General features: G+C 45.2%; 24 protein-coding genes. 14 read left to right on the top strand and 10 right to left on the bottom strand.

From position 1 onward, the window contains the following. Window positions 1-65 precede the first annotated feature (65 nt). The gene (locus ICE90_RS03300) at window positions 66-1,058 is read left to right on the top strand and encodes a transglycosylase SLT domain-containing protein (protein WP_216157586.1); all 993 of its coding nucleotides are present in this window, start codon (window positions 66-68) and stop codon (window positions 1,056-1,058) included. Window positions 1,059-1,138: 80 nt separating this feature from the next. Here ICE90_RS03300 and ICE90_RS03305 read toward each other — a convergent pair whose 3' ends face one another. Then, window positions 1,139-1,486, bottom strand: coding sequence for an FKBP-type peptidyl-prolyl cis-trans isomerase (locus ICE90_RS03305; RefSeq protein ID WP_215321560.1), 348 nt, complete (start codon window positions 1,484-1,486; stop codon window positions 1,139-1,141). An 87-nt stretch (window positions 1,487-1,573) separates the two neighbouring features. On the opposite strand from ICE90_RS03305, the gene ICE90_RS03310 reads away from it, so the two are divergent. Then, entirely contained in the window at window positions 1,574-2,590 is a 1,017-nt protein-coding gene (locus tag ICE90_RS03310; protein ID WP_216190904.1) for a DUF6352 family protein, read from the top strand. Here the strand turns inward: ICE90_RS03310 and ICE90_RS03315 are convergent. Continuing rightward, on the bottom strand, window positions 2,587-3,783 hold the full coding sequence (locus tag ICE90_RS03315) for an MFS transporter (protein ID WP_216157582.1): 1,197 nt from the start codon (window positions 3,781-3,783) through the stop codon (window positions 2,587-2,589). The two genes, ICE90_RS03310 and ICE90_RS03315, sit on opposite strands and share 4 nt — an antisense overlap. A gap of 236 nt (window positions 3,784-4,019) precedes the next feature. Here ICE90_RS03315 and ICE90_RS03320 point away from each other — a divergent pair, with 236 nt between their 5' ends. The 5 genes from ICE90_RS03320 to ICE90_RS03340 all read left to right on the top strand — a co-directional run bounded on the left by ICE90_RS03320 (window position 4,020) and on the right by ICE90_RS03340 (window position 9,284). Then, window positions 4,020-6,254 carry an NADP-dependent isocitrate dehydrogenase gene (locus ICE90_RS03320; RefSeq protein WP_216157579.1) on the top strand — a complete coding sequence of 745 codons (2,235 nt, stop codon included), beginning with the start codon at window positions 4,020-4,022 and terminating at the stop codon, window positions 6,252-6,254. A 99-nt stretch (window positions 6,255-6,353) separates the two neighbouring features. After that, a complete protein-coding gene (locus ICE90_RS03325) occupies window positions 6,354-6,761 on the top strand; it encodes a BLUF domain-containing protein (protein ID WP_216190906.1) in 408 nt (135 codons plus the stop codon). Window positions 6,762-6,816: 55 nt separating this feature from the next. After that, window positions 6,817-7,779 (top strand): protein-methionine-sulfoxide reductase catalytic subunit MsrP, encoded by a 963-nt coding sequence (msrP, locus tag ICE90_RS03330; protein WP_216190908.1) that lies wholly within the window; start codon window positions 6,817-6,819, stop codon window positions 7,777-7,779. A 2-nt stretch (window positions 7,780-7,781) separates the two neighbouring features. Further along, window positions 7,782-8,342, top strand: coding sequence for a lipocalin family protein (locus ICE90_RS03335; protein ID WP_216157570.1), 561 nt, complete (start codon window positions 7,782-7,784; stop codon window positions 8,340-8,342). 18 nt (window positions 8,343-8,360) lie between these two features. Beyond that, complete coding sequence (locus ICE90_RS03340) at window positions 8,361-9,284, top strand: MBL fold metallo-hydrolase (RefSeq protein ID WP_216190910.1); 924 nt, start codon at window positions 8,361-8,363, stop codon at window positions 9,282-9,284. Window positions 9,285-9,313: 29 nt separating this feature from the next. Here the strand turns inward: ICE90_RS03340 and ICE90_RS03345 are convergent, their stop codons facing one another. Next, window positions 9,314-10,111 carry a hypothetical protein gene (locus ICE90_RS03345; RefSeq protein WP_255533279.1) on the bottom strand — a complete coding sequence of 266 codons (798 nt, stop codon included), beginning with the start codon at window positions 10,109-10,111 and terminating at the stop codon, window positions 9,314-9,316. Window positions 10,112-10,167: 56 nt separating this feature from the next. Between ICE90_RS03345 and ICE90_RS03350 the strand changes: the two genes are divergently transcribed. After that, window positions 10,168-10,938: an SDR family oxidoreductase gene (locus ICE90_RS03350; RefSeq protein WP_215321568.1), complete on the top strand. Its 771-nt coding sequence runs from the start codon at window positions 10,168-10,170 to the stop codon at window positions 10,936-10,938. Here ICE90_RS03350 and ICE90_RS03355 read toward each other — a convergent pair. Next, window positions 10,935-11,477, bottom strand: coding sequence for a DUF2889 domain-containing protein (locus ICE90_RS03355; RefSeq protein WP_216190911.1), 543 nt, complete (start codon window positions 11,475-11,477; stop codon window positions 10,935-10,937). The two genes, ICE90_RS03350 and ICE90_RS03355, sit on opposite strands and share 4 nt — an antisense overlap. A 100-nt stretch (window positions 11,478-11,577) precedes the next feature. Between ICE90_RS03355 and ICE90_RS03360 the strand changes: the two genes are divergently transcribed. Together ICE90_RS03360 and ICE90_RS03365 are read left to right on the top strand one after the other, a co-directional pair. Further along, the gene (locus ICE90_RS03360; protein ID WP_216190912.1) at window positions 11,578-12,303 is read left to right on the top strand and encodes a pseudouridine synthase; all 726 of its coding nucleotides are present in this window, start codon (window positions 11,578-11,580) and stop codon (window positions 12,301-12,303) included. 13 nt (window positions 12,304-12,316) lie between these two features. Continuing rightward, entirely contained in the window at window positions 12,317-12,604 is a 288-nt protein-coding gene (locus tag ICE90_RS03365) for a 4a-hydroxytetrahydrobiopterin dehydratase (protein ID WP_216863820.1), read from the top strand. Here ICE90_RS03365 and ICE90_RS03370 read toward each other — a convergent pair whose 3' ends face one another. After that, window positions 12,605-12,820, bottom strand: coding sequence for a hypothetical protein (locus ICE90_RS03370; protein ID WP_068322043.1), 216 nt, complete (start codon window positions 12,818-12,820; stop codon window positions 12,605-12,607). A 120-nt stretch (window positions 12,821-12,940) separates the two neighbouring features. Between ICE90_RS03370 and ICE90_RS03375 the strand changes: the two genes are divergently transcribed. Beyond that, window positions 12,941-13,576: a sulfite oxidase heme-binding subunit YedZ gene (locus tag ICE90_RS03375; RefSeq protein WP_255533280.1), complete on the top strand. Its 636-nt coding sequence runs from the start codon at window positions 12,941-12,943 to the stop codon at window positions 13,574-13,576. Between the two features lie 174 nt (window positions 13,577-13,750). Further along, entirely contained in the window at window positions 13,751-13,933 is a 183-nt protein-coding gene (locus ICE90_RS10810) for a hypothetical protein (protein WP_255533281.1), read from the top strand. Here the strand turns inward: ICE90_RS10810 and ICE90_RS03385 are convergent. Next, window positions 13,930-14,550, bottom strand: a complete 621-nt coding sequence (locus ICE90_RS03385; protein WP_216190914.1) for an SOS response-associated peptidase — start codon at window positions 14,548-14,550, stop codon at window positions 13,930-13,932. The two genes, ICE90_RS10810 and ICE90_RS03385, sit on opposite strands and share 4 nt — an antisense overlap. A gap of 84 nt (window positions 14,551-14,634) precedes the next feature. Between ICE90_RS03385 and ICE90_RS03390 the strand changes: the two genes are divergently transcribed. Then, window positions 14,635-15,477 (top strand): peptidylprolyl isomerase, encoded by an 843-nt coding sequence (locus ICE90_RS03390; protein ID WP_216190915.1) that lies wholly within the window; start codon window positions 14,635-14,637, stop codon window positions 15,475-15,477. Window positions 15,478-15,514: 37 nt separating this feature from the next. Here ICE90_RS03390 and ICE90_RS03395 read toward each other — a convergent pair whose 3' ends face one another. From ICE90_RS03395 to fdxA, 4 genes are read right to left on the bottom strand one after another with little or no spacing between them, the layout of a single operon-like run. After that, window positions 15,515-16,003: a dihydrofolate reductase gene (locus ICE90_RS03395; RefSeq protein ID WP_216157540.1), complete on the bottom strand. Its 489-nt coding sequence runs from the start codon at window positions 16,001-16,003 to the stop codon at window positions 15,515-15,517. 11 nt (window positions 16,004-16,014) lie between these two features. Then, window positions 16,015-16,809 carry a thymidylate synthase gene (locus ICE90_RS03400; protein ID WP_216190916.1) on the bottom strand — a complete coding sequence of 265 codons (795 nt, stop codon included), beginning with the start codon at window positions 16,807-16,809 and terminating at the stop codon, window positions 16,015-16,017. A gap of 45 nt (window positions 16,810-16,854) precedes the next feature. Continuing rightward, the gene (locus tag ICE90_RS03405) at window positions 16,855-17,901 is read right to left on the bottom strand and encodes an FAD-dependent oxidoreductase (RefSeq protein WP_216190918.1); all 1,047 of its coding nucleotides are present in this window, start codon (window positions 17,899-17,901) and stop codon (window positions 16,855-16,857) included. A 20-nt stretch (window positions 17,902-17,921) separates the two neighbouring features. After that, a complete protein-coding gene (gene fdxA / locus ICE90_RS03410) occupies window positions 17,922-18,245 on the bottom strand; it encodes a ferredoxin FdxA (protein ID WP_215322258.1) in 324 nt (107 codons plus the stop codon). A gap of 118 nt (window positions 18,246-18,363) precedes the next feature. Here fdxA and ICE90_RS03415 point away from each other — a divergent pair, with 118 nt between their 5' ends. Beyond that, entirely contained in the window at window positions 18,364-19,377 is a 1,014-nt protein-coding gene (locus ICE90_RS03415) for a D-glycerate dehydrogenase (protein WP_216190920.1), read from the top strand. The last annotated feature ends 28 nt before the right edge of the window (window positions 19,378-19,405 follow it).

The following is a 19,405-nucleotide window of genomic DNA, read 5'->3' on the forward strand; positions in this document are numbered from 1 at the left end:
TTTTTTAGATATTGCAATGCAGCATAAAACGGTAGTCTAGTTTTTTGAGGTCTTGCAAACAATGAATGAGTAAATGTTTAGCTAACAATTTGAGCGATATGCAGAATCCTCAGTCAAACACTTTGACTGCTAATGAGCTGCTAGCGCATGCCATGGCTCCGATCTATCGGGTCATTAATGGCCTACTCGTTTTAACTGTGTTCATGGTGGTTGGGTTTTGGCTTTCAGGCAATGGTACTAATGCCGGCGCTTTTGACCTTGCACGTATCCTTGTTCCTGAAGAAGCGCGCCACATGGTTTGGAATAACGGCTTTGGCATGCTCAATCAATATAAAGAGTCCAATGAAGTATCAGCCGCCCAGACCACTGATACTGAGATCGCCGCTGTGATCTATGGCAAGTCTAAGATTCCTGCTTCAACTGGTTTGACTGGTGCCAAGCAGCAGACCGTAGCTTTGCTAATGCCCTCTGTGGCGCAAATGCAGGTGAAATCGATTTCCCATCTGTCTGATCGCATCCCAACTTCAAAGATGGACCCCCAGGCTTTGGATAGCAACTTAATGGGTTCGATTCAGAATCAACGTGCTGTAGCTGACTTCTTTGAGAAGAAATACAGTCTCGATCGTTTGAAGATTGAAGAGTATGTTTCAAACACGATTTTGATTGCAAAAGAGGTCAATATCGACCCAGTGCTTTTGTTGGCAGTAATCTCGGTGGAATCCAACTTCAACCCAAATACTAAGAGTCACGCCGGTGCTGAAGGCCTCATGCAAGTGATGACTTCAGTGCATAAAGACAAGTATGCAATCTTTGGCGGGACTTCTGAAGCTGCTAAGCCTGAAGTCAATATTCGTGTTGGTGCCTATATTTTGAAATACCTGATCGCTACAGCTGGTTCATTGCGCAATGGTCTGAAGTACTACGTTGGTGCTGCGAATGCCGAGGATGATGGCGGCTACGCAGACAAAGTGATGGCCGAAAGAAATCGCCTGATTGGTTTATGTCAAAACCGTTCGTCTAATCGCTTGACGCTGAACGGCAAGGATCTGCGCTCTTAAGTTTTTAGATCTTAAGTAGATCAAAGTATTTAAAAAGCCACCCGAGGGTGGCTTTTGTTTAGCTGCCGAATACGCGAGCCTTAGTTAACGCCGTGGAGCTCCACATCAAATACCAGGGTGGCATTTGGAGGAATAACGCCACCCGCGCCGCGAGGGCCATAGCCCATCTCGGAAGGAATGATGAGGGTACGTTTGCCACCAATTTTCATGCCAGCTACGCCTTGATCCCAGCCTTTGATCACATGACCAGCACCCAAAGGGAAGCTAAAGAGTTGGCCACGATCTAAGGAGCTATCAAACTTTTGACCTTTATGGTCAGTAGCCTTCTCGTCATAAAGCCAGCCGGTGTAATGTACATCCACATGATTACCTGCTGCAGCCTCTTTGCCTTCGCCCACAACAGTATCGATTTTTTTCAGTTCACTCATGATGTTTTCCTATTTCACACAAATTGATTGGCTAGTATATTCTGAGCTCTGTAAATTCCTTCGGTAATCATGCAATAGCGAAAACGTATGACAAATTATTGGCCAAATTCTGCATATAGCACCCTGACCATCAGTTCTGATGATCAGTTGTTGGTGACAGATGACTTTTTGCGTACTTATATGGAGAGGCCGGAGCTCAAGCTAGTTCCCGAATCTTGCGCTATCGAACGTTCGCTCCATCAACGTTTAACTGACAACCCTCGTACAGATGTTACTGATGATGAAATTTCGGCGATGGCTGATGAGGATATTCAGGAGAACTATCGTGTTTGGCTGCGTTATCGGAAGCGTTTATTAGGGGCAAGCTCCCTAGAGAACTTTTATATGAGTTTGTTTAAGGGTGAGGGAGTAGACGTACCGCCTTTATTTATTGCTCAACTCGCCCAAATTTTTATTAGACATATCCTGGGTAACGATGCACATCCACTGGAAGCCCGTATGGGCGAGCTCTTTTTCAGAACTCAGAAGATTACTGTTATCGAGGATGGCATTGTGATGGGCGCAGACGATGAGGTAGTTGCGCGCAATGCTCAGGCTAGTGATACGGGCAACATCATGGATTTGCTTAAAGGCAAGTCAATGACGATGCGTTCAGCCGATCTGGATGTGCTACATGAAGACAATGCTGATACCTATTGGACTAGAAACGAAGATTTTGATTTAGCGGTTCAGCTCAATTTTGGGCATGAGCCTATTAACTATTTTTGTCGCGTCTTAGAAAAATGGATAAAGCATTTTCTGGGGGTTAGCGTACGCATTACTCCCATGCAGCAAATCACGGATCCTAAGTGGTCATGGCATGTTGGTCTAGATGCAGCCGCTACTGAAATACTTAATAAGCTTTACAAAAAAGAGTTGGTAGAAGCAGATGAGTTACAAAAGGTGATTTGTTTATTTCGTTTAGACTTTATCGATGAAGCTGCCGTAGCTAAGGCACAGGCTGGTAAGCCGGTATATATGGCTATTGCCATGAACAACCAGCAGCAGCTGAAGTTAAAGCCTCAAAATCTATTGTTTAACTTGCCGCTAGCTAAAGCCTCTTAGGCCGTGACTCGCGATTTTCTCCGTTGCTCAGCAAGCCAGAAAATCGCCAGACCGCTCACTACAACAGGGATGAGTGATCCCCAATTGAGGATGCTCCAACCATGTGAAGTGACAAGGGCGCCTGATCCAAAAGAAGTGAAGGCCATAGTTCCAAAGACGAAGAAATTAATGGCAGCCTGTGCTTTGTCGCGCTCATTGGGTCGATAGGCAGTCATTGCTAAAGAGGTGGCGCCAGTAAATAAAAAGTTCCAGCCAACACCGAGTAAAAATAAAGCGATAAAGAATTGATGGAGATCGGTTCCGGTAAGGGCGATTGCAATGCAGATGAAGTTCAGAAGCACCCCAGTCCCCATGATCTTTAACACCCCAAATCGTTGGATAAGTGATCCTGTAAAAAATCCAGGGGCAAACATGCCAATCACATGCCACTCCAGAACTAAAGCGGTGTCCGAGAATGGTAATCCACAGATTTGCATTGCTAAAGGTGTGGCGGCCATGAGTAGATTCATGACCCCATACCCCAATGCTGCACCAATGATGGCAACCATAAAGACGGGCTGCTGGAGAATGACTTTCAGTGGGCGTCCATCAGTGAGGGCATGCTGGGTCTTTAGCTCTTGTGGAAAACGAATGAACTGCATCACGAAGATGCCAATGAACCCCGCAATGGATAGAGTGAGATAGGCTCCCAGAAAGGCGGTATCAAAAAGATCTCGCGTCCAGGAGGCTAGATTGGGTCCAATAACTGCGCCAAGGATGCCACCAGCTAATACCCAAGAAATCGCCTTATCGCGTTGACTGTGGTCTGTCAGTTCTGCTGCAGCAAAGCGATAGAGCTGCCCATTAGCGCTGTAATAGCCTGCAATAAAGGTCCCCAAGACCAACAGCCAAAAGTTTCTCGTGATGGCGGCGTAGGCGCATAGCAGTGCTGAGAGCATTGCTACTAGCAAGCCTAATTGGAACGAAACTCTGCGCCCAAAGTAGTTTTGAGATTTAGCCACAATGGAGGTAGAAAAGGCGCCCCCGACAACATAGCCCATAACGGGTAGGGTGGCCATCCAGCTGGCTGGCGCAAGGCTTAACCCCACAAGCCCATTGATAGCTATAAAAGTGACATTATTGGTGAGGAATAGCCCCTGACAAATGATCAGCAGCACCAGATTTTTGTTGAGTAAAGGATGTTTGCTGGTCATGGCATGCAGTGTACGGTGAATTTGAAGCTTCGGTTGTCTTGGTGGATTCCCTTAAATTGCCCCTTATCAGACGCTTTAAGGTGCAAAACCGGCATTTTTGACAGACCCGATGATTTAAAATGGAAAACTCGCCTCATTGGCAAAAGATGCGCTACAAGCGACTTGCAAAATGTGGATTTGAGAGCGACAGGGTAAAAACCTGACTCTGTAATTTTTTCAATATTGAGGAAACATTCATGGCTTCAGAGCAATCAAAGATTATTTATACGCTGACAGATGAGGCGCCACTTTTGGCTACTCGCGCATTTCTGCCAATTATTCGTACTTTTGCAGCTCCCGCTGGTGTGGAGATTGTGACGAGTGATATTTCAGTTGCCGCCCGTATCTTGGCTGAGTTTCCTGAATGCTTGACCCCTGAACAGCAAGTTCCTAATAACTTGGCTGAGCTAGGTAAAATGACTTTATTGCCTGATACCAACATTATTAAGCTGCCAAATATTAGTGCTTCCGTACCTCAGTTACTTGCAGCCATTAAAGAGTTGCAATCTAAAGGCTACAAGATTCCTGATTTCCCTGAAGATCCAAAAACGGATGAAGAAAAATCCATTCGCACTCGCTATTCCAAATGTTTGGGTAGCTCAGTAAATCCTGTATTGCGCGAAGGTAACTCTGACCGCCGTGCACCTCCTGCTGTGAAACGTTACGCTCGTAAAAATCCACACTCGATGGGGGAGTGGAGTCAGGCGTCACGTACTCACGTTTCTCATATGCATGGCGGCGATTTTTATGCTGGTGAGAAGTCTATGACCTTGACTAAGGCTTGTGATGTGAAGATGGACTTGGTGACAAAGAGCGGCAAGACTATTGTCCTTAAACCAAAGGTCTCTTTATTAGCTGGCGAAATAATCGACAGCATGTACATGAGCAAAAAAGCGTTATGTGAGTTCTACGAGAAAGAAATCGAAGACGCTTATAAGACCGGCATGATGCTGTCCTTGCACGTCAAGGCAACCATGATGAAGGTTTCTCACCCAATCGTGTTTGGTCACGCGGTAAAGATTTTCTACAAAGATGCTTTTGAAAAGCATGCCAAGCTGTTTGAAGAATTGGGCGTAAATGCTAATAACGGCATGAGCAGCCTGTATGAAAAGATCAAGACTTTGCCAGAATCTAAGCGCGAAGAAATCATTCAAGATTTGCATGCCTGCCACGAGCATCGTCCAGCATTGGCGATGGTGGACTCTGCTAAAGGTATTACTAATCTTCATTCCCCAAGTGATGTGATCGTAGATGCTTCTATGCCTGCAATGATTCGTGCTGGTGGAAAAATGTGGGGTGCTGATGGTCGTTTGCATGATACGAAGGCAGTCATTCCAGAAAGTACCTTTGCCCGTATCTATCAAGAAATGATTAATTTCTGTAAGACGCACGGTAACTTTGATCCAACGACTATGGGTACAGTGCCTAACGTCGGCTTGATGGCTCAACAGGCTGAAGAGTACGGTTCACACGACAAGACTTTTGAAATTCCTGAAGCTGGTGTGGCACGCATCGTTGCCGATGATGGCACCGTATTGCTTGAACAACATGTGGAAGAGGGCGATATCTGGCGTATGTGTCAGGTTAAAGATGCGCCAATTCGTGATTGGGTCAAGTTGGCCGTAAATCGCGCGCGTCTTTCTAATACTCCAGCAGTATTCTGGCTCGATGAATACCGCCCACATGAAGCTGAATTGATCAAGAAGGTCAATACCTACCTTAAGGATTACGATCTGACTGGTGTAGATATTCAAATCATGTCCCAGACTCGTGCAATGCGTTATACCTTAGAGCGAGTGATTCGTGGCAAGGACACGATTTCTGTGACTGGTAATATTTTGCGTGACTATCTCACCGACTTATTCCCAATTATGGAATTAGGTACTAGTGCAAAGATGTTGTCCATCGTGCCTTTAATGGCTGGCGGCGGCTTGTTTGAAACTGGCGCTGGTGGATCAGCTCCTAAGCACGTTCAACAGCTGGTAGAAGAAAATCATTTGCGTTGGGATTCACTTGGCGAGTTCATGGCTTTAGCTGTATCTCTTGAGGATATTGGTGATAAGACAGGTAACAACAAGGTAAAAATCTTAGCCCGCACTTTGGATGAAGCGACTGGTAAGTTATTGGATAACAATAAGTCACCTTCACCACGAACTGGTGAGTTAGATAACCGCGGTAGCCAGTTCTACCTTGCTATGTACTGGGCTGAAGCATTGGCTGCTCAAACAGAAGATAAAGAATTGCAAGCGCACTTCGCTCCTTTGGCAAAATCTTTGATTGAGAATGAGCAAAAGATTGCGGATGAACTCAAAGCGGTTCAAGGTAAGCCAGCAGATATTGGCGGTTACTTTATGCCCGATTCTGAGAAGTTTGAAGCGGTAATGCGTCCTAGTGCTACTTTGAATGCAGCCTTAAAGGCAGCAAACGCATAATAGGTATAAGCGATAAGTATTTAAATTTTAAAATAGCTTTAGTATTTAAAGGCAAACCTTCGGGTTTGCCTTTTTTATTTATAAATCTTATTTTGAGACATGCCAAAACCAAAAGACCTGGTTGAATTGAGTTATCTGAGTGAAGCGGTCTCGGATATGTCTTTTCTTGGCTTAATGCGCTTGCTAGAATCGGCACGCGCGTTTAATCAAAAAAATGGTGTTACCGGCATTCTTTTGTATGACAACCAGCAGTTTGGTCAAATCATAGAAGGTGAGCACGCTAATGTCATGAAGGTCTGGAAACGCATTCAGGAAGATAAGCGCCATCATCGTGTTGAGCTGTTAGAAATTCGTGAAATTACTGAACGTAACTTTCCAGATTGGTTGCTGCGCTTTTACGGCGGAGAGACCCTCACTCGAGACTATCCGGCTCTCACTGATATGGTTGGGGGTATGGATAAGCATAGCCTGGCTTTGATGAACAAAATGCGCGCGAGCCTATCTTAAGCAAGAAATTCCCATCGGTAGCAAAATAGGTTTATTACATTCATGGGAGTGCAACATGCGTTTTACTGATAAGACCATTCTTGCGGGTGATATCACTCCAAAAACCGTATTTGAAAACCGCCGTAATATTATTAAGACTGCTGCTGCAGGGGGTTTCGGAATGGCGCTGGCGCCCTGGTTCTCTAGGGAAGCGCTTGCTGCCAGTCCGGAAAAGTTGGCAGCTACCCTTAATCCCGCCTATGCGAATAAGGATGATTTGACTGCCCTGAAGTACGTCACCAGCTACAACAACTTTTATGAGTTTGGTACTGATAAGGCTGATCCAGCGGCATATGCAGATTCTTTGCAGACAAGACCATGGACTATCTCAATCGAGGGATTGGTCAAAAAGCCAATGACACTTGATATTGATGCCTTTCTCAAGCTGGCTCCAATGGAAGAGCGAATTTATCGGATGCGCTGTGTTGAGGGTTGGTCTATGGTCATCCCTTGGGATGGTTACTCACTTTCTAAGCTCATTAATAAAGTCGAGCCACTGGGATCTGCAAAGTATGTGGAATTTATTTCCTTAGCTGATCACAAGCAAATGCCGGGCGTGAAGAGCAATATTATTGATTGGCCCTATCGTGAAGGCTTGCGCATGGACGAGGCCATGAATCCATTAACGCTGCTGACTTTTGGTCTATATGGCGAAGTTTTACCAAAACAAAATGGTGCGCCAGTCCGCATAGTGGTGCCCTGGAAATACGGCTTTAAGAGCGCTAAGTCGATTGTCAAGATCCGTTTTACAGAAGAGATGCCTAAGACTAGCTGGAATCAGTTCGATGCACGTGAGTATGGCTTCTATTCCAATGTCAATCCTCAGGTAGATCACCCGCGTTGGAGTCAAGCGGTTGAGCGTCGCATTGGCGACCCTAAGGGCATGTTTGCGCCAAAAGTTAAAACCCAGATGTTTAATGGCTATGGCGACCAAGTAGCTAGCATGTATACGGGCATGGATCTGAAGAAGTACTATTAGTAATGAGCAAAATTTACTCATTACTTTTTAGTGCCTGCATTTTGTTGTTTCACTTTTCTGCTTACGGGCAGGGAAGTGATACACCGGTAAAGACGATTCCCTCTCTAGATGTGCAGCGTTATTTAGGTACTTGGTATGAGATTGCCAAATACCCCAATTGGTTTCAGAGGAAGTGCGTCAGTAATACTAGGGCGGTCTATTCAGCTAGGGCTGATAGCACGCTAAAAGTGCTTAATAGCTGCAAAACGGCTGAAGGCGATTTATCAGAGGCCGAGGGTACGGCAAGGCAGATTGGGGTAAAAGACTCTCCCAGGCTGGAGGTGCGATTTGCACCTGAGTGGCTGGCCTTTATCCCTTTGGTATGGGGCGATTATTGGGTGATTGACCTAGATCCTCAGTATCAAGTGGCTGTCGTGAGTGATCCTCGCCGTGAATATCTTTGGATTCTGTCCAGAACGCCACAGTTAGACAAAAAAGTCTATGAAGACACCTTGGTGCGCATACAAGCGCAGCAGTTTGATGTGCGGAAGCTAGAGTTAACTCCACAATCAACTACCAAGTAAACACAAAGCTCCTAAGTTATGACTGCGCATTTTCTGCCCCCAGGAATTGAAGTCTTTGAAAGAGGCTGGCTCTCCGCCAATAATATTTTTCACTTTGGTGAAAATGATGCTTCCTTAGTGGATTCTGGATATTGTGCTCACCAAGATCTGACTATCGGTTTAGTTCGGAATGCTATGCAAAAGCATCGCCTACTGAAATTAAATAAGATGGTGAATACCCATCTACATTCAGATCACTGTGGCGGCAATGCTGCCTTAGTAGAGTCTTTTCATTGCGAGGTATACATTCCAGCTGCTGAAGCGATAGCAGTTAAAAACTGGGATAGCACTCTATTAAGCTACGACAACTTGGGGCAGGAGTGCCCACAGTTTCCGTATCAGGGTGTATTAGTTCCAGGCGAGGAAATATTGCTAGGAAGATATTTTTGGAAGATATTGGCGGCACCAGGGCATGATCCACACTCTGTCATGCTGTATCAGGCGGATCATCGCATCTTGATTTCAGCAGACGCCCTATGGGAAGAGGGTTTTGGGGTTATTTTCCCAGAGCTCTGGGGGGAGGCGGGTTTTGAGGAGGTAGCACAAACCTTGGATCTAATAGAGGCCTTGCCAGTCAATCTGGTGATTCCTGGGCATGGCGCACCTTTTGTAGATGTTTCTAAATCTCTTGCCGCAGCAAGATCAAGATTGGATTACTTGGCCTCCGATCCAGATCGAAATGCACGCCACGGGGCTAAAGTATTGCTGAAATATCGTCTCTTGGAATGGCGCAGTCGTGATCTTGTGCAAGTGAATGAATGGATTGTGAAAACGCCGGCATTAATGAGCGCAGCAAAACTGCTAAATATGAACATAGATGAATTTACGCAGTGGTTACCTAAGGCCTTGGTCAAATCCGGCGCAGCAAAAATAGAGAATAAGACCTTAGTTGACCTTGGTTGATCTTAACCAATCTTTTTTCATCATCTGCTTTAAAAGCTAAGTGAAATTTTGCCGTACACAGTCCAGTTGTAGAGTTGGTACGTTTGCACTACTTGCTTAGCTCCACCAATGGCGATTAGAAGGTTTTTATTAATGCGGTGAGTCACCATAGCGTCGATTGGCACAAACCAGCCACCACCTGCTGAGTTATATACAGCGCCATTTTCATCCCAGAAGCGAAGCTGTGTATTGGGACTCAGGTTTAGACCTACCGTTGGATAAAGCTCAAGATGATTATCAACTGGAGGCAAACTAGCGCTGGAGGGAGCCTTGCGATTGAAGCCCATCATGTATCTCGCGAGAGGCGAAATATCCGAAAGAATATTTTGACCACCACCTGAGGGTTTAAAGGAGGTGCTTACCTGAGGCCCTGCTAGCCATTGACCCGTGTTGCCGAGCGGGGCCAATATCCTGGCTCCAACATTTGCTAACCAATCAGCTTGACCACCCCAAATGGTGAGCATTGCATTGTTGGGTGAGTAAGTACCGGTGGATTGTGCAGCAAGCGTTGGTCCATAGACGGCGGTATAAGCGGTATCCAACCTCATCGTGCCATGCCAGCTACCAAGATTTAAGGGGTTGTAATAGCGTAATTTAAGCGTATCAGCATAATTTCCAGATCCCTGGGCAGCATGGTAGTCCCAGAACTCCAGTATGTGATCTTGAGATCTTTCTTGGGATGCATTAACAAGCCCTAAAATGGGCGTAGAAGAGGGTTGCTCCGTGGCGCACACTATAACGGCAGGAATGCATAGCAAGGAGAAGGTGAGCGCACGCAGAAATACCATATAGGCATTAATATTAAATTACAAAACACTATTTACTAAAGATTTGAAGAGGAAGTATGGAACATACCGTATTAGTTACTGGAGCAACCGCTGGATTTGGAGAGGCAACTGCCCGACGTTTTTTAGCCCATGGTAATAAAGTTGTGGCTGTCGGCAGAAGGGCGGATCGTTTAGAAGCTCTAAAGAACTCCTTGCCTGCTGAGCAGCAGAAAAAACTTCTCACCATGGTAGTCGATGTATGCGATAGCGATCAGGTCGATTCTCTGGCGAGTGCGCTACCAGCAGAATTTTCAAAGGTAACTGTTTTGGTGAATAATGCCGGACTCGCTTTGGGGTTGGAGCCAGCCCACAAAGCATTTTTGAGTGACTGGGATCAAATGATTGATACCAACATCAAAGGACTCGTTCATATGAGTCGCGCCTTCTTGCCGGGTATGGTGGAGCGTAAATGTGGTCATGTGATTAATTTGGGCTCTGTTGCTGCAAATTATCCTTACCCAGGTGGCAATGTGTATGGCGGCACAAAAGCATTTGTTAAGCAATTTAGTTTAAATTTGCGCGCTGATTTGATTGGTACGCCAGTGCGAGTGACTTGTATAGAGCCTGGTATGTGCGCTGGCACAGAATTCTCTAATGTTCGCTTTAAGGGCGACGATGACAAGGCGGAAAAGGTTTATACCGGAGTTCAGGCTTTAAGTGCTGATGATGTGGCTGAGACAATTTATTGGTCAGCCACACTACCAAGTCATATGAATATTAATGTCTTAGAGGTGATGCCAGTTCAACAGGCATTTAATGCGTTTAATGTGCACCGCGGAGAATTTTAAGTTTTAGTTTTATTCCACTGATAAAACTTGGGATACACGCGCATCACTACGGGACCATCAAAGTCCCAAGATTTGCAGGTACCCAAGTACAGTGGTGGCTTATTACTATCCGGATCAAAGAATGCTCCTGGAATGGATTGATAAGCTGCAGTAGCAAGATTGAAGAGAAGCTCTCGCAAATGCGTGCAGCCTTTGATTCCGCCAAGGTGGGTATCAATCGTCTTGCGCCAACCCTTACCTAGTCGCTCTCCAATCAATGAGTCCATTGGCGGGATAGCTGCTGTGCATTCTGCATGGGGCTGTCCATCCATTACCGCTTCAATTGCCTTGATAACAAATTCTTTATCAAGCGTAACTCGAATCCACATGTCATGAAAGGCTTCACCCGGCTGCCAGGTTTTTGCACTCGTTTGGAAAGGGTTTGTCTTGAAATCTCTGAGATGACCCTCGATATCCCATAAACCATCTTCTCGCGCGTAACCTTGAAAAGTAATTTCTCGAGTGTGTAATAGGGAGCGTGATTTTGGAGTGGATAGCATGGGGATGGGGCTATTAATGAGGGTTGTCTAATGATAATGAATTGAAGTACAAACAGGCTCAACTTTATGGGGGCCTGCTCTGTAGTATCCTCTGCAGCATATGGCAAAACCTATTTCCCTAGAAAAAATCCTTTTTAGCCAAGGCTTTGGTACCCGTCGCTATTGCAGTGATTTGGTATATGCCGAGCGGGTTAAAGTAAATGGCTTGTTGGCTGAAGACCCAGAAGAAAGAATTGCCACAGAAAATCTGATGCTGAACGTAGAGGGTAAAGACTGGGAGTATCACGAGAAGGCTTACCTTGCTTTTAATAAGCCAGCGAATTACGAGTGTTCGCATAAAACGACACACCATCCGAGTGTTTATAGTTTGCTACCCAGCCCTTTTGTTGAACGAGGGCTGCAATGCGTAGGGCGCCTAGACTATGACACCACTGGATTGCTCTTGATCTCGGATGACGGCCAGTTTATTCACAAGATGACGACCCCGAAGAAAAATATTGGTAAGGTCTATGAAATCACTACACCAGAGCCCATTACGCAAAAACAAATCGATCATTTAATGAGTGGCGTTGTGCTCGATGATGATCCAAAACCTTGCTATGCCACAGCATGCAAGCAAATTTCTGATCATGTTTTAGCGATGACAATTGTTGAGGGGCGCTACCATCAGGTAAAGCGCATGATGGCGGCAGTTGGTAATCATGTTGCTAAATTACACCGCACTGAAATTGGCGCATACCAAATGCCTGCAGACTTGGCAGAGGGAGAGTGGCGCTGGCTTTATCCAGAAGATTTGAAGCGGCTTTCGCAAAGCGTTACCGTTTAAAAAGGGTCTTGTGATGGTTGATGGCGTTGATTTGAAAAAAGAAATCCCCATGTGGTCTTTAGGGATCGAGGGTAAGTCGATAGCACGCGTGTTTACTTTCGCAGACTTTCAGCAAGCTTTTGACTTTATGACGCTATGTGCTCAGTACGCTGAGAAAATAGATCACCATCCTGATTGGCCCAACTCTTGGAGCAAGGTTTCAGTCAAACTCACCACTCATTCAGCTGGCGCGTTGACTGCATTAGATGTTCAGTTGGCAAAGGCAATGGATGCCTTTGCTTATCAAGTGAAGCACGACTAATTAGTGTTCATCACCTTCGTGCTCTTCCTCATTCATGCTCATGAGAATGGTGGCTAGTAAGCCATAGACTACTTCGGTGGAGATCATCCCGTCTTCATCTAGCTCATCAATTAAGTCATTTAGACGATCCTCGGTTGGCTCGTTGAGCAAGGTCATTGCGCACTCGCACCCATAGTCAAAATCTTCATCATTCTGGGTTTGGTTCTCTTCAGTCATATTTATCCTTAATTGAGCCTTCAGGATATCAAATTACAGCTTAAATCGATAGGGCTAAAAGACCTCTACTTTCCGGGACCTAAATTACATGAATTCCATGGTATTGAATATGCTCTTAAGATGATTACAGATTGGTTTACAGTGTTAACTATGAAGGTCTTGAAATCAGCTATTTTCTTTCTATGTCTGCTCCCGCTAGCCCGCTTAGTTTGGCTTGGTGATCAAGAGGGTTTAGGTGCTAATCCAATCGAATTCATCACCCGCTCTACTGGTACTTGGGCGTTAGTCTTTTTATGTATTACGTTGGCGATGACCCCCTTACGCTTAATTACGGGCTTGTCTGCTTGGATTAAGTTGCGTCGCATGTTGGGACTCTTTTGTTTCTTCTATGCCTGCATGCACTTTTCGATTTGGTTCTGGTTGGATCAGAATTTAAATATTCAGTCCATGTGGAGTGATGTTGTAAAGCGCCCCTTCATTACGATGGGCTTTCTGACTTTGGTATTGCTTGTCCCATTGGCAGTGACATCAAATCATTGGGCAGTTCGTCAGCTTGGTAGACGTTGGACTTTATTGCACAAGCTTGTGTACTTGATCGCATGCACTGCAATAGTTCACTATTGGTGGCACAAGGCAGGTAAAAATGATTTGGGAACAGTCTCGATTTATGCGGCAGTTATTTTTCTATTGCTGATGTGTCGCATCCCAGCGGTCAGAAAGATCCTCCAGAGTTACCGAAGTAATTCGCTTAGATGAAGTAATGGCTGCTGCCATACAATGAGTCTCATGAATACATTCTTTTCGAAGCTGAGCCCACTCCTGTTGTTGATGAGTGTTTTCGCTTGTTCCCAAACTCCTCCCTTGCCTCCTGGGTCGACCACTTATTCCCCATATACTCCCGGGCAGGTTCAGGAATTTAACCAGCAGCCCATGTCGCCAGTAGAAGGACCATTTGGTCCAGTTGATCCAAGAGCAGAAGATCTTCGTATAGCTAAAGAACGCGCAATGGATTCAAAATTTTATAATCAACCAAATGGTGAGGAAGAGGCTGAGTCTATAGAAACCCAATCAGCCGATCCTTATCAAGCCACAAGGCCTGTGATCACTTTCTAGGCTAGCGTTAGCTCAGGAATAGAGTCTATTTGCAATAGCGCTTGTGCTTCCTCTGGTGTGGCATTGAGCCATGCTTTAAAAAGTTCAGGTCGCAAGGGAACCACGGTACGTTTCTCATCCTCAGATTTATGCATACGCTTCATCACTGGGTGATTGCTAGCATCGATAGTGAGCATAGAAAATGAAACGATCAGTTCACCGGTTTCTGGTTCAGTCCAAGTATCCCAGATAGAGGCAATGGCCATTGGTTCGTGATTGGCTTGCTTGATAGCAGTACGGACTGCCTTACCAGATTCATAACAAGGTTCATAAAAAGCATCCGCTAGGGCTAAGGCGTAATGTCGCTTAGCCCAGGCGAATTTATAAGAAGGCTTTTCAGCTACCGTTTCAACTCTCGCGTTATAAGTTTTTCTGCCGAAGGTTTCTTCTTTAGCCCACGATGGCAACAGGCCAAAGCGTGCTAAGCCGATTGCGGTACGGTCGACATTATGACTTTTGAGGATGATGGGCCCTGGATGGGTTGGGAGTACATCATGAGCCGTTGATATCGGTAAATCGAGGTCAAAGTGGGTTTTTACCCAATCAATATTTACGGTAGTGAGATATTGAACGCACATAGCGCTATTTTACTGCGCCTTATTGCTCTTGATCCCATACCTACTGGTAGTATTGAGGCTAAATTTTAGAAAGATATCCTCCTTATGAAACCTTTTGTCTCTGCATTGAATCCAATAGTCGTTCGTTTTATCGCCGTAGGCTTTTTGACCAGCGCGCTTGTTGGCGGTGCTTATGCCCAGCAGAGTGGTTTACCCATTAATGCTGCAGCCTCTGTTAATGGAACCATCATTACCAATGATATGGTGGAGCAGGGAATTAAAGTTGCGCTTTCACAAGGGCAAAAGGATTCTCCAGAATTACGTAAAGTAGTTATTGAGAAGTACATTGAGGTGTTGCTACTTTCGCAGCAAGCAGAAAAAGAGGGTTTAGCAAACTCAGAAAAAGCCAATACACAACTGATGATGATTCGTCAAAATTATTTGGCAGATCTAGAGCTATCAACTTATATGGCTAAAAACCCAATCACCGAAGCAGATGTTCAGGCTGAATACAACAAGGAGATTACCTCCTTGGGCCCTCAAGGCATGATTACCGAATATAAAGTGAGTGATCTTGCAGTAGCTAGCGAAGCCGATGCTCAAGCTGCCTTGGCACGTATTAAGAAAGGCGAGCCATTTGATAAGGTTGCCAAGAGTGTTTCATTGGCCCCAAACAAAGTACAGGGTGGTGCAGTGGGCTGGGTTCAGCCTGGTCAAGTGGCTCCACAGTTAGCTTCTGTATTGGCAACCCTTTCTAAGGGCCAGGTTTCACCAGCGCCAATTCAGATGCAGCAAGGTTGGTATTTAATCAAGCTGGAAGATAAGAAATCAAGCAAGCCACCAGCATTCGAGCAAGCTAAGGCAGCTATTCGTGCCGGCATGACACAAAGAAAGCAGTACGAATTCTTGGGCCAGATTGCAAAAGATGCAAAGATTGTGGTTCAGTAAAAGCGGCAATGCTTTAATGTGAAAAAGGACTCCTTTTTTATTTCCGTTCTAGCGTAATGAAGTTAAAGGTAACATCACCTTCGGATCCAGGGGTGCGCTCTACTTCTTTCCAGTCCGACTTATCGGGAACTTCAAAAAAGGTATCGCCACCCTCAACATCCATATCGATCTCAGTAATGTAGAGTCGATCTGCTTTAGGAAAGGCCTGCGTGAAGAGTTGCTCGCCACCAATGACAAAAACACGTGGGAACTCACTTAAGCTATTCAGGGCCTCATCGAGTGATCCGACTAATTCGCCACCAGTAGCTTCATAATCTGAATTGCGGCTTACGATGATATTGCGACGACCGGGAAGTGGACGTCCAATGGACTCCCAAGTTTTACGACCCATGATCACAGGATGTCCCATGGTCACGCGCTTAAAGAACTGTAAATCAGCCGAGATCTTCCATGGCATTTGATTGTCACGGCCAATGACGTGATTACGTGAACGCGCAACGATCATAGAAATAGCAGGTTGAGTCATAAGTACGATTCTTAAATGGCTACAGGAGCTTTAATGTGAGGATGAGATTCATAGCCGATGATTTCGAAGTCTTCAAACTCATAATCAAAGATTGAATCAGGCTTGCGCAAAATATTAAGCTTAGGCAAGGGGAAGAAGTTCCTCGATAACTGAAGTTCCACTTGTTCTAGATGGTTGCTATATAAATGACAGTCGCCACCGGTCCAAACAAAGTCACCCACTTCCAGGTTACATTGTTGCGCCATCATGTGCGTTAGTAATGCATAGCTGGCAATATTAAAGGGCACGCCCAAGAAGATATCCGCACTGCGTTGGTAGAGCTGGCATGACAACTTGCCATCGGCTACATAAAATTGAAAGAAGGCATGACAAGGAGCCAAAGCCATGCGAGGAATATCAGCTACATTCCAAGCGGAAACAATAATGCGACGCGAGTCTGGATTTTTTTTAATGGTCTCTACTACTTCGGAGATTTGATCGATATGCTGACCATTCGGCGCAGGCCATGAGCGCCACTGATAACCGTAGATAGGACCCAAATCACCATCGGGTGCTGCCCATTCATTCCAGATGGATACGCCGCGCTCTTTCAGCCAGTTATTGTTTGTACTGCCTTTGAGGAACCAGAGTAATTCATAGATGATTGACTTCAAATGAAGCTTCTTGGTGGTCACCATAGGAAAGCCATCTGCCAAGTTAAAGCGCATCTGGTGTCCAAATACGGAGACCGTGCCAGTTCCGGTCCTGTCGGACTTTTGAGCCCCCTTGGCGAGGACTTCTTTCATGAGATCGTGATATTGATGCATATAGATTGGCTAAAAGTGGTTATGTATTAACGAATTAAGGATAGCTTACTCGAATGTGGGCGACTTGACTCCCAAGGCCTTGTGAAGCTTGGGAGAGGTTGTTGTGTACTGGAGTTGAATCTGTTTTTCGGGGTTTAGGTATGCTGCGGCAGCAAAGGCGGCAAGAGCTGCTTCATGGAACCCAGACAGAATCAATTTTTTCTTACCAGGGTAGACATTGATGTCACCAACGGCATAAATTCCGGGGATGCTGGTTTGGAAATTTTCTGTATCAACACAGATTTGTTTGCGATCGATATTCAGGCCCCACTCTACAATCGGACCCAACTTAGGGGAGAGTCCGTAAAACACTAAAAGATCATCGAGTGGAAGCTGTTTTGTCTCACCATCAATATTGGTGAAAGTGATCTCAGAAAGCAGACCATCTTTTGCTTCATAAGCAGTAACTTGTCCAATTAACAATTGCATCTGATTACTGGCGCATAGCTCGCGCATTCTCGCAATCGATTTTGGCGCAGCCTTGAAATCATCACGACGATGGATTAGGGTAACGCTGGCAGCAATTTCGGAAAAATGAATTGCCCAATCTAGGGCTGCATCACCACCACCGCAAATCACAATTCGCTTTCCCGCGAATTGCTCAGGATTTTTAACATGATAGAAAAGTTGTTTCCCTACAAAGGCATTAATACCTTCAAGGTTAATGGTGCGAGGCTGAAAAGCCCCAACACCACCAGCAATAAATACAGATCTACTCAGAAAGTGATTGTCTTGCGAGGTGCTAATCAGAAAGCGGCCATCGGCTTGGGGTTCAAGCGTACTAACCTCTTGACCCAGATGAAATTGAGCCTTAAAGGGTTCAATCTGTTTGAGTAAGTTATTGGTAAGTTCGCGACCAGTACACACTGGAATCGCAGGAATATCGTAGATAGGTTTATCTGGATAAAGCTCGATGCATTGACCGCCTACCTCTGGTAGCGAATCAATCACATGCGCTTTAATTTCTAAGAGGCCTAATTCAAAAACCTGAAAGAGACCCACAGGACCGGCGCCAATGATGACGGCATCGGTTTCTATAGGTTTATTCGACACCAATTTCTTTGGCTAGAAAATTACTTTACTAGCTGATCAAGTTTGTTTTTAACGTCTTTCCATTCTTCAGCATCTGGGAGAGCTGCTTTGGACTTAGTAATCGAAGTCCAAGAAGGGGAAAGTTCAGCGTTGAGTTTGATGAATGACTGTTGATCACCAGGAACATCATCTTCAGCGTAAATAGCGTTAACAGGACACTCTGGAACACAAACTGCGCAATCGATACACTCATCTGGGTCAATCACTAAAAAATTAGGACCTTCACGAAAGCAGTCAACTGGGCAAACATCAACGCAGTCAGTGTATTTGCAACGGATACAGGCTTCGGTAACAACGTAAGTCATGGTGTTTTGTTTCAAGAGCCCCAAAAAGCCGGGTGCTTAGTTATAAAACCTCAATTTTAGCTGAAATAGCCTATTTTTCAGGCGAAAGGGTCTATTTAGTTGAGGTAAAGTTCCCAATATGAATACACAGCACAATAGCCCAGTTAATCAGCAAAAACCCAAGATTTTGGTGGCAAGAGCCATTTTTCCAGAGGCATTAGCCAAATTAGAGGAATCTTTTGAGGTGAGATCCAATCAGGAGGATCGGATTTTTAGCCCTGAAGAGTTGCAAAAAGAACTCTCTGGGGTTGTAGGGGCTTTAGTTGCAGGTAGTGAAAGAATTGATGCAAATGCCTTAATGCATGCCGAGGATCTGAAAGTTGTGGCCAATATTTCTGTGGGATATAACAATTTTGATGTGCCGACCATGACTGCTGCTGGTGTAATTGCAACCAATACGCCAGATGTTTTAACTGATACAACAGCTGACTTTGGTTTTGCTTTATTGATGGCAACCGCAAGGCGTATAACTGAATCTGAGCACTGGGTACGGGCAGGACAGTGGGACAAGTGGTCCATTGTGAATAATCCCCTTGGTATGGATTTGCATCACAGTACAGTAGGCATTATTGGTATGGGCCGAATTGGTCAAGGCATCGCCAAGCGCGCATTGGGTTTTGGGGTGAATGTGATTTATCACAATCGCAGTCATTTATCAGAGGCTGATGAAAGAGCCTGTGGCGCAAAGTATGTTTCTAAAGAAGAATTACTTCGCACCGCTGATCACGTAGTTCTAGTGTTGCCTTATAGCGCCGAGAGTCATCATACGATTGGCGCCAAAGAAATTGCTCTCATGAAACCAACGGCAACCCTGATAAACATTGCTCGTGGTGGCATTGTGGATGATGCAGCTCTGGCTCAAGCCCTAAAGGAAAAAAGAATCTTTGCAGCTGGCTTAGATGTATTCGAAGGCGAGCCCAAAGTGCACCCCGAGCTATTGAAATTGGCTAACGTAGTACTTGCTCCGCACATTGCGAGTGCTACAGAAAAAACACGTAGAGCGATGGTGGATTTGGCGGTAGATAACTTACGTGCAGTGCTTGCAGGAAAAAAACCACCCAGCCTTATTAACGCCGAAGTTTATAAAACTTAGTAAAAATAAAGCCGAGCATTACTCGGCT

The organism is Polynucleobacter sp. AP-RePozz3-80-G7 (assembly GCF_018882145.1).
GTDB lineage: Bacteria > Pseudomonadota > Gammaproteobacteria > Burkholderiales > Burkholderiaceae > Polynucleobacter.

Coding starts and splice junctions, on each gene's coding strand:
- ICE90_RS03300 (WP_216157586.1), top strand. CDS start 66: ATGAGTAAATGTTTAGCTAACAATTTGAGCGATATGCAGAATCCTCAG.
- ICE90_RS03305 (WP_215321560.1), bottom strand. CDS start 1,486: ATGAGTGAACTGAAAAAAATCGATACTGTTGTGGGCGAAGGCAAAGAG.
- ICE90_RS03310 (WP_216190904.1), top strand. CDS start 1,574: ATGACAAATTATTGGCCAAATTCTGCATATAGCACCCTGACCATCAGT.
- ICE90_RS03315 (WP_216157582.1), bottom strand. CDS start 3,783: ATGACCAGCAAACATCCTTTACTCAACAAAAATCTGGTGCTGCTGATC.
- ICE90_RS03320 (WP_216157579.1), top strand. CDS start 4,020: ATGGCTTCAGAGCAATCAAAGATTATTTATACGCTGACAGATGAGGCG.
- ICE90_RS03325 (WP_216190906.1), top strand. CDS start 6,354: ATGCCAAAACCAAAAGACCTGGTTGAATTGAGTTATCTGAGTGAAGCG.
- msrP (WP_216190908.1), top strand. CDS start 6,817: ATGCGTTTTACTGATAAGACCATTCTTGCGGGTGATATCACTCCAAAA.
- ICE90_RS03335 (WP_216157570.1), top strand. CDS start 7,782: ATGAGCAAAATTTACTCATTACTTTTTAGTGCCTGCATTTTGTTGTTT.
- ICE90_RS03340 (WP_216190910.1), top strand. CDS start 8,361: ATGACTGCGCATTTTCTGCCCCCAGGAATTGAAGTCTTTGAAAGAGGC.
- ICE90_RS03345 (WP_255533279.1), bottom strand. CDS start 10,111: ATGGTATTTCTGCGTGCGCTCACCTTCTCCTTGCTATGCATTCCTGCC.
- ICE90_RS03350 (WP_215321568.1), top strand. CDS start 10,168: ATGGAACATACCGTATTAGTTACTGGAGCAACCGCTGGATTTGGAGAG.
- ICE90_RS03355 (WP_216190911.1), bottom strand. CDS start 11,477: ATGCTATCCACTCCAAAATCACGCTCCCTATTACACACTCGAGAAATT.
- ICE90_RS03360 (WP_216190912.1), top strand. CDS start 11,578: ATGGCAAAACCTATTTCCCTAGAAAAAATCCTTTTTAGCCAAGGCTTT.
- ICE90_RS03365 (WP_216863820.1), top strand. CDS start 12,317: ATGGTTGATGGCGTTGATTTGAAAAAAGAAATCCCCATGTGGTCTTTA.
- ICE90_RS03370 (WP_068322043.1), bottom strand. CDS start 12,820: ATGACTGAAGAGAACCAAACCCAGAATGATGAAGATTTTGACTATGGG.
- ICE90_RS03375 (WP_255533280.1), top strand. CDS start 12,941: ATGATTACAGATTGGTTTACAGTGTTAACTATGAAGGTCTTGAAATCA.
- ICE90_RS10810 (WP_255533281.1), top strand. CDS start 13,751: ATGTCGCCAGTAGAAGGACCATTTGGTCCAGTTGATCCAAGAGCAGAA.
- ICE90_RS03385 (WP_216190914.1), bottom strand. CDS start 14,550: ATGTGCGTTCAATATCTCACTACCGTAAATATTGATTGGGTAAAAACC.
- ICE90_RS03390 (WP_216190915.1), top strand. CDS start 14,635: ATGAAACCTTTTGTCTCTGCATTGAATCCAATAGTCGTTCGTTTTATC.
- ICE90_RS03395 (WP_216157540.1), bottom strand. CDS start 16,003: ATGACTCAACCTGCTATTTCTATGATCGTTGCGCGTTCACGTAATCAC.
- ICE90_RS03400 (WP_216190916.1), bottom strand. CDS start 16,809: ATGCATCAATATCACGATCTCATGAAAGAAGTCCTCGCCAAGGGGGCT.
- fdxA (WP_215322258.1), bottom strand. CDS start 18,245: ATGACTTACGTTGTTACCGAAGCCTGTATCCGTTGCAAATACACTGAC.
- ICE90_RS03415 (WP_216190920.1), top strand. CDS start 18,364: ATGAATACACAGCACAATAGCCCAGTTAATCAGCAAAAACCCAAGATT.